The sequence below is a fragment of the Rhodococcus sp. NPDC054953 genome (genome assembly GCF_053609225.1).
This window is the reverse complement of sequence record NZ_JBSGXD010000021.1, coordinates 56037-68314: the sequence shown is the minus strand read 5'-3', so window position 1 is coordinate 68314 and position 12278 is coordinate 56037. Positions and strand designations below refer to the sequence as shown.

The window sequence follows — 12278 nt, the reverse complement described above, 5'->3', positions numbered from 1 at the left end:
TTGGGATTGTCGCCGAACGCGGCGCAGGCGCCGAGGCCGAGGCCGAGGGCCCGCAGCTTAAGGCCGATAACGATGAAAATGATATTCCCGCAGGTCGACGGACTCCAAGGAACCAGCGAAGTCGATCGCTCCGGCACGCGCCAGCGGATCTCGACGACCGTCCCGTCGCCGGAGAAGTCGGGCCTCCGCCCGCCCTGAGCTAGCCGGACGCTGTGAGCGACCCGAGGTGTTCGGTCAACCCGCTCCACCCCGATTCGCTCGGAGCCCGCAGCGACCAGCCCAGCTCCTCGAGCAGGAAGTGGCTGCGGGCAGCGTTGCAGGCGTAGCAGGTCGTGGCGAAGTTGCCGGTGTCGTCGGCTCCCCCACGCGCGAACGGGACGACATGCTCGAGGCTGCTCGTATGCGTCCAGTAGATCCGGTGCGAGGCGTCGAACTTCCAGTTCGGGTGGTAGGGCAACTCGGCCGGGAACGCGGCCGACACCCGTTTCATCACCCGCAGGTCGATCGTGCGCGCCCCACAGAACCGGCACGTCCACCGGTCCCGCTCGAAGATAGCGAGCTTGAGTCGCTCAGTCGACCGGCGTGCGGTCTCGTTGCGCCTCACCGCCTCGGCCGGAAGCCGGCGGCCTGCCACGGCGGCGAGCCTGCTGCGTCGCACCGCCTCGATGGCGTCCATGTCGAGGGTCAGGACCGCCGCACGGGCCTCGTCGACGCGTCGAGCGACCAGCAGCTCCACCACCCGCGCGAACTGGTCGACGACCGTGTCGGCCACGACCACAGCAGACCCCTCGCTGTCCGCGGCGCCACCGATCTCCTCCACCCCCGAAGCGTACGGAATCGACCACGCAAGGTCCTGCCACTCGGAGGTTCAGGCGGCACGATCGCGTTCGTCGGCAGTCGAGGCCCAGGTCCATCCGCAATCCGAGCACTCGCGATCGAATCCGGGGTCGCAACAGCCCACCCACTCATCCCATGTGGGTATCCCGACCATCGCGTCTGCCCCGGAGGGCATGCCGACGATCAGGTGCCGAACGCCCCCACTCTGGCAGCTCGGGCACCGGCCCCGGGTCCATGGGTACCACCCAGACTCACGGGTGTCAGGGCCAACGCTTCGGTCCGGACGCGAAGCGCAGATAGTGCTGGTCGGATGCTCGGCGGCCTAGCTGATGGCCGTGCCGATGTGCACGATGCCCGGCGTCGGCGGGTTGACGACCCCGGATGCGGCGGAGGGAATCCCAGTCGGCCAGGGATCCATCCGCAATGATGTTGAGGTGGAATCGGAATCGGAGGACTTCCCGCTCACCCCACCGCCGGACGGACCGCCGTGGCCGGTGGAGTTTCTCGCGGACCTTCACGCCGGGCTGTACCCGGATGATCCTGAACTGCTGGGCCGGGTCTATGCCGACCCGGATGCAGTTCGTGTTCTCGCGGCGTTGGAGCAGGTCGCCGACGATCTACGCAGCCTGGGCAGGGAATCTCGCGGCGAAGAATGACCTGGCCGGTTCGGGGTCAGTAGGTCGACGCCGAGGACATTGACAGCGCGAATGCGATCGCGCCGATGTAGAGCACCACGGTCAAGGTGAGAACCATGACCGACAGGAACAGAGAGATCTTGCCGAGGGATTTGGCGCGGTCTGAGGCGTACTTGGCGCTGGCGTAGTCGCCCATCGCCCACAGCGGGTAGACACGCGACGAGTGGTTGAACGCGGCGAAAGACAGCGGCCAAAAGAACAGGAGAGCGGCCACGGCCCATCCGGCGTTCGAGTCGGGCAGCGGCGGGGTGGCCGAGTAAGCGGGCGCTGTGGACCCGGTGTGGGGGTGGACCGAGTTCTGGGTCGGGTACATCGAGTCTCCTTGAGGCTGTGCGGGTTTCCACATCTTGTTGACAGTGGTTGGATGCGGCGAGAGGGCCGAAAGGTTCCCGGTCGGCCGAAGAAAATCTGCGGCAATGGCGGCGTGCTCTAGAAACGCCTGTGGCCCCGCACAACGTGCGGGCCCACAGGCGGGGCGAGGGGGTCAAGCCGGCGAGCGTGTTCGGCTCGCCTGCGGGTCAGGCGTTCTGGTCTGCCTTCTCCAGGATGAGGTACTGCGCGGAGATCTGCTGATCGACGTCCTTCTTGTTGTCGAGGCCGGAGGCTTCTCCGACATAGCGGCCGTTGGCGACCATGCAGTAGTCCGCGGTTCCCTGGAGGGTGTCCTTGGTGAAGCAGGCGGCATCGGGAAGTCCCTGGGGTGAGGGTGCGGAGGTGAAGCCCTGCGAGGTCAGGTCGTTGCCGAACTCTTGGACAATGCGCTGGGCGCCAGCGTCGTCGGTGGCACGGTAGACGGTGGTCTTGGCGACCGCGTTGTGCTCAGATCCGGTTTCGGTGAGGACCTTGTAGGTCAGTGGCGGGTTCGTCGAGCGGTGCGACATACCGCGCGGGCCGTAGACGGCCTGGTCGTCTCCGAGCTTGGCCTGATCGTCCGACTCGGGGATCGCGTAGATGAGGACCTTGTCCTGGTCGACCATCGGGAACTCTGCGGACTTTCCACCGTTCTGTTCCTTGGTCGGCTGGGCGGGGAACTGGTCGATCAGCGGCCCCTGCAGGCTCACCGCCTTCGCAATAGCCTTCGCGGTCCAGTCCTTCTGGTTGGCCGGCGCCTTCGCCCAGGTGTAGAGCAGGTAGTTGCCATGTGGGGTGAGTGCGTTGACCGACACCTCCGGTCCGGCCTGGAAACTGTTCTCCCGGGTCGAGACCAGGGTGTTGGGCAGCACGTCGACGGTCTCCGCGGTCGCGATCCCGGCGCCGTCGTCGACGGTGGTGAGCTGGGTGTGGATTTCGCGGGCAGCGGTAGCAGCGGCCTCGGGGGTGGGGAACCGCATTGCCGCGTTGACCACGGACTTGGACTCGTCAGTGACGTTGGGGGTGTTGGTTGCGGCGGTACTCACGTAGCCGTAGAGCATCTTGTTGTTCGACGCGATGTCGCCGGCGGCGTTGCCGATGACGACGCCGAGGTTCTTTCCGCTGCGCATGACCATCGTCGGCATCTTCCCCGAGACCAATGCCGGGTCGATCTCCCATGGTGCGACGGTGAACTCAGCGAGCCGCTGGCCCTCGACCTCGATGATGTTGTCGGTGGTGGAGCGGGGGTATTCGGGGGCCGGGCTGGTCGGGTAGCTGCCGGTGTCGAGGGCCGCCGGGTCGACCGCCGCTGTGGTCTCGGCGGCAGTGTCTCCGCCGGACTTGGCCATTGACTGGTCGTCTGTGGTGTTGCTGCAGCCAGCGAGCAGCACGCCCGCGCAGAGCGCGGCCGCGGCCCGCGGCATCCATGTCGTCGTCCGCACCTTCAGGTGTCCTTTCCTCGTCCCCGCCGCCGACCCTTGTTAGTCCCGGCGAGGTGATGTCATCAGGTTGGATGCACCGACGGCGGCGGGAGGTTCCCCACCCTGCGCAATCGTGTCCCAGCTCACACCGAAAGGAGGGTGTGGGAGCGACCTGCGCGCCGGGCCTGCGGTGGGGCCGGGCTAGTGTCTGACCCGCGCCGCCGACCCCGGCCGGTGCTGCCGCAGCGGAAGGAACCTTGTGGACGTCGCACAGCAGCCGAGTACGACCGGCGATGCCGCGACGCCACGACAGCGTGCCGATGCCCTGTTGGCGTCGATTACGGGAAAGATCCTGCGGCCGTTCGGGCAGGACGAGCTGAGTGAGCTTGTGCTGCACCGCGCTTCGGGGGCCGAGCAGACCCGGTCGGTGGTGGTGGTCGGCGAGGTCAAGCGCGGCAAGAGTTCTCTGGTCAACGCTTTGGTGGGGTGGCGCGACGCCTCCCCCGTCGGGGTGGACGTGACGACGTCGACGACGATCTCTCTGGGTGAGGCGACCGACGAGCAGCCGGGCGGGACCGCGCAGCTGCTCTTCCCCGACCGCACCGAGCAGATCCCGCACGGGGAGCTTGCTGACTGGGTGTCCTGCGAGGGCATCCACGTCCTCGACCCGCGGATCGAGATGTTGCCGACGCGGGCGATCGTCCCGGTCGCTGGCAGTCGTCTCGGTGACGTGACGGTGATCGACACTCCCGGGGTCGGTGGGTTGGATCCGTCGTACGCGGGTTTGGCGTCGGCGTCGGCGGCCCAGGCGTGTGTGTTGGTGATCGTGTGCGATGCGACCACCCCGATCACGGCGCCGGAGATGGCGTTCATCCGTGATACCGGGTCCGCGGTCGAGTCGCTGATCGTTGTGGTCACCAAGACCGACAAGAACGTGCGCCGCTGGAAGCCGATCGTCGAGCAGAACCGGGCGCTGCTGCGTGAGCATCTTGGCCGGGATGTGCCGGTGTTGGGAGTCTCGAGCCTGCGGGCGGTCCTGGCCGCGCAGATGCCACCCGGATCGGACCGTGACCTCGTCGAACGGCGGTCCGGGATCACCGAACTGCGCCGGTTGATCCACACGAAGCTCGCGGTCGCCGAGAACCTTCCGGCTGCCAATGGGTTGCGCACTGCGGTCGAGGGGCTGCGGACCCTGTCCGCCGACATGAGCTCGCAGATCGAGACACTCACCAAGGGCGCCGAAGTCATCCCGGACTTGACCGCGCAGCTCGAAGAGTTGCAGTCACTCAAGGATCACTCTCAGCAGTGGGAGTTGCACCTGCAGCGGGATATGACGCTGATCCGGCAGAACGCCACCGACGACCTCGACCGCTCCCTCGATCAGATTCGGGAGAAGTGGACCACCCGGATCAACAAGAACGGGATGGCCGTGCTGCGGAAGAATCCGCAGCACTTCACCGCCGAGATGGAACACGACTTTCAGGCGGCGATGGCCGGGGCGATCACCGTGTTCCTCGAACAGCTCCACGACAAGATCGTCGCACCCCGCTTCGAGTCCGAGGTGGTGTGGAACGAGATCTCCGCGCAAGTTCTCGCGGAACTGTCCGGCCGCAAGGTCGAAACCCATCAGGTCACCGGCAAGCGGCAGGGCCTTCTTGATCCGTCGATGATCACCATGGGCGTGATGGGGTCATCGATGATCGGCGGGCTGATCGGGGTGTCCGCCCTCGTCGGGGTCGGTGCCGTCGTCGGTGTCGCGTGGGTCGGATTCAACTTGGGGTTCAAGGCGATGCGCGCCGGCAAGACGAACCTGATCGCGTGGATGCGGGAGACGATCGGTACCACCAAGACCACCACCGCCCGCGGACTCGACTCGGCGATCGCGTTGGTGCGGCCGGAGATCGTCATCCGCTACCGCGAGCATCTCAAGTCGTCGATCGAGGCGCTGCAGAAGCAGATCAAGGCAGCTGAGGACGCCGCCCGCACCGACAAGGCGAGCCGGGAGAAGAAGCTCACCCGGCTGGAGGGGAATCTGAAGGTGGTCACCGGCAACATCGGCCGCGCCGAAGCGTTGATCACCGAACTCACCACCACCGCGGGCGGGGGTAGCCGATGACCGCGCCCGCCGCCCCGCTGGATCCGGTTCGTGCGAGCCTCGACCGGGCCCTGCACGGTTTGGCTGCGCTCGGTCCGGAGTTGGCTGGCCACGCCAACCGGATCGGGGCGATTCTGTGGTCGCCTCCGCGGATTGTGATCGTCGGCCGCCTCAAGGCCGGGAAGTCGACGTTGGTGAACGCGTTGATCGGTGCGCCGGTCGCCGAGACCGCCGCACTCGAGGCCACCAGTGTGGTGGCGGTCTACCAGGACGGCGCCCCGTCTCGAGCCGAGGCGGTGCTGCTCGACGGCACCCGGATCCCGGTGGACACCGTCCGTGGGCAGGTCGCCGGGCTTCCGGCCGACCCGGATCAGGTTGCGTACCTGCACCGGTGGCTGCCGTCGGCGGCGATCCGCGACTACACGCTCGTCGATACCCCCGGGTTGGCGACGCTGACCTCGGAGAACGAGGCCCGGACCCGGCGGGTGTTGATCGATGGGTTTGAGCAGACCCGCACCGCGTCGGTCGACGCGGATGCGGCGGTGTTCCTGTTCGATTCGACGCCGCGGGCGGATGAGGTCGAGTTCCTGAGTCAGCTCGGGTTCACCCCGTTGACCACGCTTGGGGTGCTCTCGCGGGCCGACGGGTTCGGTGAGGGCGCGTTGGGGGTGCGGGATCCGCTTGAGCATGCCGCCGTGCACGCGGTCAAGCTCGCTGACCAGTTGCGTGGCTCGGTGATGACGGTGCTGCCGATCGCCGGGCTGCTCTCCGAAACCTCCCATACCGGCGCATTGACCGAAGCCGATGCTCGTGCGCTGGCCGCGCTGGGCGGCGTCGCACCGCTGGACCTGATCGATCTGCTCGACTCCGACGACCCCGCCGTGGTGCCGCCGGAGGTGCGGGGCCGGTTGGCGGAGCTGCTCGGCGAGTATGGGGTGCTCCACGGCCGCGCCATCGCCGCTGGCGGCGCCGCCGCGCTCAATGACTGGTTGGTTGCCCGCTCCGGTGTCCCGCACCTGCGTACGGTCCTCGCCCACCATCTCGGTGCGTTCGCCGCGGTGCGGCGGGCGAGCCGGATCATCCGTGAACTCGACCTCCTGGCCTACTCGCATCCGGCGCGGGACCAGATCCGGTCGATCGCCGACCATCTGCGTTCGGATCCGGCCCTGCACACGGTGGTGTTGTTTCAGCATCTCGAGGCGATGCTCGAAGCCGACCCGGCGTCCCCGGTGACGGACGAGCTGCGCCGGATGGTCGAGCAGCCCACCGCGGCAGGCAAACTCGGTCTGCCGCCCCATGCCACCGCCGACGAGGTGCACGCCCAGGCCCAGCAGAAGCGTTCGTGGGCGCACACGCAGGCCCTGTCGACGATGACCGCCGCCGAGGACGCCGCCCTGGTGGTCCTCGTCAACGCCTACACCCGCTTCGCGGGCTGACCTGCCAGTATCCGAGGGGGGCTCATGCACCGTTCGACCATGTTGATCATCACCATCGGCCGCAGTGTCACCGCCGCCGTGATCGACTCAGCGACGGGAAGCACCGAACCGTTGCCGCTGTCCGCGCAGGAGCGTGCGATGGCCGATTCCGCGCCGCAGATGCTTATCGCCGCGGCCGTGGCCCGTGCCGCGGTGGTTCACGCCCGCCTCACCGGTGTCGTGACGGGCCCCGACGCGTTGGCCCTCACCCATCCGCGCGCGTGGAGTGGTGAGCAGGTCCAGCGGGTGCGGGAGGCGGCGGAGGTGGCGGGATTCGCCCCGGACCGGGTCACCCTCATCGCGTCGATGATCTGACATCCCTTCGCGCATGCGACCCCCGGTGATGTTTTCTCCACAGTCGGGAACCTTTCGCAACGTGCCGCGCATCCAACTAGTCGACCCGTGAACAGACGACTGTTCACGAGACCGTGAAAGGACCGACCCTCATGACCCAGCCCCGCCGCCACCCATGTCCGACTCCGCTTCGGGGTGCTGTGAAGGGCGAGTGCTGATGTCGGCGCGTGACTGGGTTCTCGGAATCGACTTCGGCACCTCGAACACCGCGGCCGCGCACACCGCCGCGGTCTCCGGGTCGGTGGAGGCCCTGCAGCTGAGCCACAACCGCACCACCATGTCCTCGGCGGTGTTCGTCGAGGCACCGGACCGGATCGAGGTCGGCGACGTCGCGACCGACCGCGCCGAAACGAACCCCGCCGCCTACATGCCGTCACCGAAGCGGGTCGTCGCGCAGGGCATGGTCAACGTCAACGGCTACGACATGCCCGCGTCGGTGCCGGTGGCGGCGGTTCTCGAATCGGTGATGGACCGGGCGACCGGCGCACACGGGGGAACCGCGCCGACGGAACTGGTCCTGACCCACCCGGAGGCGTGGTCGCCGCGCGAGATCCAGGTCCTGCTCGACGCTGCCGCCAAACTCGGCCTCGACGCGTCGAAGATCAAGACGGTCTCCGAGCCGCGGGCGGCGGCCCACTACTACTCGCGGGCAAACACCCTCGCGCCGGGAACGAAGATCGCGGTGTTCGACTTCGGTGGCGGCACCCTCGACATCGCGGTCCTCGAAGCCAACGAGGCGGGAACCTTCGACGTGGTCGCCGCCCGCGGCGACAACGGCCTCGGTGGCAAGAACCTGGATGCGTTCGTCCGCCGGTGGGTCGACCAACAGCTGGAGGTCCGCGACCCGGAGCTCCTCGGATACCTGCGGTCGCAGGCGCCGATGGATGTGCGGTACGCGCTTGAGGATTCGATCCGCCGGGCGAAGGAACTGCTGTCGGAGGCGCCGTCGGCGACGATCACCGTCGCCGCGGCCGGGCGGGTCGAGCGTTTCCAGATCACCCGTGAGGAGTTCGAGGAACTGATCTCCCCGGCGTTGGGGAAGGCGGTTGCGCTGACCCGGGCGACGTTGGCCGACGCGCACGTCAGCGACCCGAGCGGACTCGAAGCCCTGTATCTGACGGGTGGTTCGTCGCGGATTCCGATCGTGCACGAACGCCTCAAGGAACTTGGTCCGATCGCCACGCTGGATGACCCGAAGACCGTGGTCGCGCAGGGTGCGCTTGCTGCTGCCGCACCGATCGTGCGTGGTCTCGGCGCCCAGCCAGGTCCCCACCTCGCGGCCGGACCGGCGCCTGTCTCGGCGCCGCGCCCCACACCGCCTCCTGCCGGTGGTGGGCACCCCTACGCCGCGGGCGGTGCCCCCGGGCCGGGGTGGCCCGCCGCGGGTCCTTCCCCGGCGGCCGCCCCCCCCGGGTGGGTGCCAGCAGAGCCGGCACCGCAGCCCGCCGCGGCAGGCGGGAAGGGTAAGTGGGGCCTGATTGTCGCCGCGGCGGTGGCGGTGGTGGCCATCGGTGTCGGGGTGGGGGTGTTCGCTCTCAGCGGTGGTGACGAACCGGCGACTGAACCCACCGTCGCGGCGGGCAACGGGAGTTCCACTGCGGAAGGGACCGAGCTGGTGTCCTCAGGCGGCGACGGTGGTGGTGCTGGCACTCCTCCGTCGACGAAGGATGCTGTACTGGCGGCTCTTCCCTCGGCATTGAGCAACGACCTTGAGGAATGTAAGACCTCTGGTGAGACGGAGAACGGCGGCCTGCAGCTACAGTGCACGATCAAGGATGGCAGCGCCCTGACCGCGGGAGTCACCGTTCCTGACAGCTTCTCGTCGATCATTGTCTCGGTGGATCCCAAGGAAGCGAAGAAGAGGGTAATCGGGATCCGGCAAGGCTTCCAGAACGACAGCGCTGCGGAGACGAATGAGATCGTCGAGGACACTGGACGTATCGCGGCCGCACACATCGACGGGCCGGGCTATAACGACACCTTCTCGATCTGGTACGCCAACAGCAGTACCGGGGTGATGGCCTCGTTCAACGGCGCTCAGGGCCTCGACGGCGCCAAGACCTTCCTGAATCGTGCCGGGTTGATCAACTAGACCCGGCCGCCGAGGGGTGACGCTCCGCCGCGCATTCGTGGGGGCTGCCGAACGTAACGTCGTTCGGCAGCCCCCTTTGCGTGTGCACCCGAGCCGGGGTTCCGCCAGTTCAGAAGGCTTCCGGGGTGGTTCGGGGAAGTTTTTGGGACTGGCGGGAACCTTTCGGCGGGTTGGCTGCATCCAACTATCAACAACGACGCGACACCGAGCGCGGACATCGCGACAACGACGAGTAAGGACGAGAAGATGAGCAACCCCAACGAGTACACCGACGCCGATCTCGCCGAGTACGAGGCGGAGCTGACCGACATTGCCACCGACCCGAATCTGAGCACGGACGAGAAGCTCGACGCCCTCTCGAACGCTGTCGACGAGGAGATCGACGAGATCGTCAACTCCGGTAGCGCCCCTGCTCCTGCTCCGGCCCCCGAACCTGCACCTGCCACCGAGCCTGCACCCGCACCTGAGGAGACCCCCGTGACCGACCCCACCGCAGCCACCGCTTCCGCCGAGTCCGCCCCCGCCGGGCAGGAAGCCCCTGCTACCGCCGACGTGGTCGGCGATCCGGCCACCGCGTCCTACACCACCACGACGACCTCCTCGACCGCCACGGCCACGGCCACCACCGAGGTCACGGTCGACGGTGCTGCGCAGCCGGTCTCCGAGCCCGCCCCCGCTCCGAGCGAGCCGGTCGCCAGCGAAGGCAACATCGACTACTACTCGCCCCGCGACGTCGACGGCGATGGCAACGTCGATGTCATCCACGCCCGCGTCGACGGCATCGAGACCATCACCCACGTCGCCGACGACGGCACCGTCACCCTCGTCGAACAGGACACCGACAGCAACGGCACCTACGAGACCGCCTCCAACCCCAACTCCAACGGCACCGTCCGCGTCGCCGAGGACAAGGACGACGACGGTGATGTCGACCTGGTGACCTACCTCGACCCGGTCACCGGTTCGCCGGTCCGCCAGGACGAGATCAGCAGCGACGGAACGCGGATCGTCGGCAGCAAGTTCGACACCGATGGCGACGGCGCGGCGGACACCCACCTGGTCGACTCCGACGGCAACGGCCGCTTCGACTCGGTGGCCCTCGACACCGACGGCGACGGCATCGTCAACACCACCCTCGTCGACACCGACGGCGACGGCGCATTCGACCTGGCCAACTCCGACGACGACAACGACGGCACCCAGGAGTCGTACATGACCTCCGCCGACAACGGGGTCGGCTCCCTCGGCGACATCAGCACCTACGAGTCGCTGATCCCGGAAGGCGACAGCTACCACGCCCAGACTGGCACCGACACCTACGAGCCGCCGGTCACCGACGAACTCCCGGGCGACCTGGCCTAGTTCGGAACCGGTCTCCCGGCCGCACGGCCCCGGAACTGTTCCGGGGCCGTGCGGCACCCACGCTTCACCCGCCTCCGCGAAAGCCGGGAATCAACCACGACATCAGGGAGGATCCGACGATGGACGACCTCGATCCGGCCGCCGACATCTGGTCCGGCAGCGAGCACACCACGGTGATCGACGACTCCGCCTCCGCCACTGACGATCTACTCCCCACCGACACCGACATCCCGACCACACCCGAGGCCGAGCCGACCCCGTCGGCACCCTCGACACCGACGGAGGGTGAGACTGCGGGAACCGTGCTCGCGGACGACATCCCCGATCTGACCGACCCGCAGATCCAGGACGGTGAACCTGCGTCGATGGATCCGGCCACCGACGGCGACGACGGCATCCACGGCAACCCGGTGGCCTGGACACTCAACTGGTTCTACCAGCAGGTCGATGGATACTGCGGCCCGTCCGCGGTCGCGCAGATCGTCTCCCAATACACCGGCGCCACCATCACCGACCCGCAGCAACTCGTCGACCGCGCCACCGAACTCGGTCTGATGGGCGACCCCGGCGACGGGATGTCACTGCCGAACATCGAGGCCCTCCTCGAGGACCAGGGCGTGCCAGCCACCATCACCGACAGTTCCCTCGACGACCTCCGCGCCCGGCTCGACGGCGGCTACGGGGTGATCGCCATGGTCGACTCAGGAGAAATCTGGCAACCGGATCAGGAATCCGGTGAGGACGACACCGCCGATCATGTGCTCGTCGTCGCTGGGATCGACGACACCCGCGGTGTGGTTATCCTCTCCGACCCCGGTGTGCCGTCGGGCAACCAGCTCGAGGTCCCCATCGAGCAGTTCGAGCAGGCGTGGGCCGACTCCGGTCACCAGATGCTCGTCACCGATGCCCCCGACTCCGGCCTGCTCGACCAGCCCACGGCGGTGCCGGCCGACCGGTCCGCGATCATCCGCCTCAGCTCATCTCGACGCTGAGCAGGCACACTGGTCACAGACGCAGGCACTGTGACCGCACCCGATCCTCCCAATCCCCGCGGCGCCGAGCCGCAGCCCGAGAAGACAACGAGGTTAAGTGATGGACCCGGACGAGCCGCTGCTCACGACGCTGGCCGATGCGATGCCTCCGCTGCCGGACGACGTGTGGGAGCGGGTCCTGTCGGTCGCGCTCGATCCGACCACCGAGGCCGTCGATCCCGACCTCGTCCCCGAGATGGACGACACCCCCGTGATTCCAGACGATGACGGCGAGATCATCCTCGACGACGCCGATGATTCTCTCGCCGCCGACGACGACGCGGCCGTCGATCTCGACGATGCGAACGACGCCATCAACGCGGGCGACAGCGACGACCTCGACCTGCCTGTCGACCACGGTGACAGCCTTGCCCCCGACCTGTCTGTCGACGCGGTTGATCTCACCACCGATGACGGCTTCGACGGTGGCGCCGGCCCGGACATCGGCGGCGACCTGTACTGACTGGTCTCGGCCATCGAGGCGACTCGGGCATATCCGGCCTTGGGGCACGGTGGCCGCCGAGGCTCGCGGTGCCGCCGGTACGATTCGCCTTCGGCGCACCCG

Annotated in this window: 11 protein-coding genes; 8 read left to right on the top strand and 3 right to left on the bottom strand. The window is 67.9% G+C overall.

Going from position 1 to position 12278, the window contains the following annotated elements:
- Positions 1-199: 199 nt before the first annotated feature.
- A complete protein-coding gene (locus tag ACWF62_RS15055; protein WP_452630523.1) occupies positions 200-820 on the bottom strand; it encodes an HNH endonuclease in 621 nt (206 codons plus the stop codon).
- Between the two features lie 346 nt (positions 821-1166).
- Between ACWF62_RS15055 and ACWF62_RS15050 the strand changes: the two genes are divergently transcribed.
- Complete coding sequence (locus ACWF62_RS15050) at positions 1167-1493, top strand: hypothetical protein (protein WP_452630522.1); 327 nt, start codon at positions 1167-1169, stop codon at positions 1491-1493.
- A gap of 16 nt (positions 1494-1509) precedes the next feature.
- Here the strand turns inward: ACWF62_RS15050 and ACWF62_RS15045 are convergent, their stop codons facing one another.
- On the bottom strand, positions 1510-1845 hold the full coding sequence (locus ACWF62_RS15045) for a CD225/dispanin family protein (protein WP_452630521.1): 336 nt from the start codon (positions 1843-1845) through the stop codon (positions 1510-1512).
- A gap of 205 nt (positions 1846-2050) precedes the next feature.
- Positions 2051-3325: a DUF7373 family lipoprotein gene (locus tag ACWF62_RS15040; protein WP_452630520.1), complete on the bottom strand. Its 1275-nt coding sequence runs from the start codon at positions 3323-3325 to the stop codon at positions 2051-2053.
- A gap of 238 nt (positions 3326-3563) precedes the next feature.
- Between ACWF62_RS15040 and ACWF62_RS15035 the strand changes: the two genes are divergently transcribed.
- The 7 genes from ACWF62_RS15035 (at position 3564) to ACWF62_RS15005 (ending at position 12176) form a co-directional block, all read left to right on the top strand.
- Positions 3564-5420, top strand: coding sequence for a dynamin family protein (locus ACWF62_RS15035; protein WP_452630518.1), 1857 nt, complete (start codon positions 3564-3566; stop codon positions 5418-5420).
- Positions 5417-6835, top strand: a complete 1419-nt coding sequence (locus tag ACWF62_RS15030; protein ID WP_452630517.1) for a GTPase — start codon at positions 5417-5419, stop codon at positions 6833-6835. Before ACWF62_RS15035 ends, ACWF62_RS15030 begins: the two co-directional genes overlap by 4 nt.
- A gap of 39 nt (positions 6836-6874) precedes the next feature.
- On the top strand, positions 6875-7189 hold the full coding sequence (locus ACWF62_RS15025; RefSeq protein WP_452630516.1) for a hypothetical protein: 315 nt from the start codon (positions 6875-6877) through the stop codon (positions 7187-7189).
- 196 nt (positions 7190-7385) lie between these two features.
- Positions 7386-9320, top strand: coding sequence for an Hsp70 family protein (locus ACWF62_RS15020; protein WP_452630515.1), 1935 nt, complete (start codon positions 7386-7388; stop codon positions 9318-9320).
- A 246-nt stretch (positions 9321-9566) separates the two neighbouring features.
- Positions 9567-10682, top strand: a complete 1116-nt coding sequence (locus ACWF62_RS15015) for a hypothetical protein (RefSeq protein ID WP_452630514.1) — start codon at positions 9567-9569, stop codon at positions 10680-10682.
- Between the two features lie 119 nt (positions 10683-10801).
- A complete protein-coding gene (locus tag ACWF62_RS15010; RefSeq protein WP_452630513.1) occupies positions 10802-11674 on the top strand; it encodes a C39 family peptidase in 873 nt (290 codons plus the stop codon).
- 100 nt (positions 11675-11774) lie between these two features.
- Positions 11775-12176 carry a hypothetical protein gene (locus tag ACWF62_RS15005; RefSeq protein ID WP_452630512.1) on the top strand — a complete coding sequence of 134 codons (402 nt, stop codon included), beginning with the start codon at positions 11775-11777 and terminating at the stop codon, positions 12174-12176.
- The last annotated feature ends 102 nt before the right edge of the window (positions 12177-12278 follow it).

What these genes read in the sequence shown, in the direction of transcription:
- ACWF62_RS15025 (WP_452630516.1), top strand. Translation starts at nt 6,875, where the DNA reads ATGTTGATCATCACCATCGGCCGCAGTGTCACCGCCGCCGTGATCGAC.
- ACWF62_RS15005 (WP_452630512.1), top strand. Translation starts at nt 11,775, where the DNA reads ATGGACCCGGACGAGCCGCTGCTCACGACGCTGGCCGATGCGATGCCT.
- ACWF62_RS15050 (WP_452630522.1), top strand. Translation starts at nt 1,167, where the DNA reads ATGGCCGTGCCGATGTGCACGATGCCCGGCGTCGGCGGGTTGACGACC.
- ACWF62_RS15010 (WP_452630513.1), top strand. Translation starts at nt 10,802, where the DNA reads ATGGACGACCTCGATCCGGCCGCCGACATCTGGTCCGGCAGCGAGCAC.
- ACWF62_RS15020 (WP_452630515.1), top strand. Translation starts at nt 7,386, where the DNA reads ATGTCGGCGCGTGACTGGGTTCTCGGAATCGACTTCGGCACCTCGAAC.
- ACWF62_RS15015 (WP_452630514.1), top strand. Translation starts at nt 9,567, where the DNA reads ATGAGCAACCCCAACGAGTACACCGACGCCGATCTCGCCGAGTACGAG.
- ACWF62_RS15030 (WP_452630517.1), top strand. Translation starts at nt 5,417, where the DNA reads ATGACCGCGCCCGCCGCCCCGCTGGATCCGGTTCGTGCGAGCCTCGAC.
- ACWF62_RS15045 (WP_452630521.1), bottom strand. Translation starts at nt 1,845, where the DNA reads ATGTACCCGACCCAGAACTCGGTCCACCCCCACACCGGGTCCACAGCG.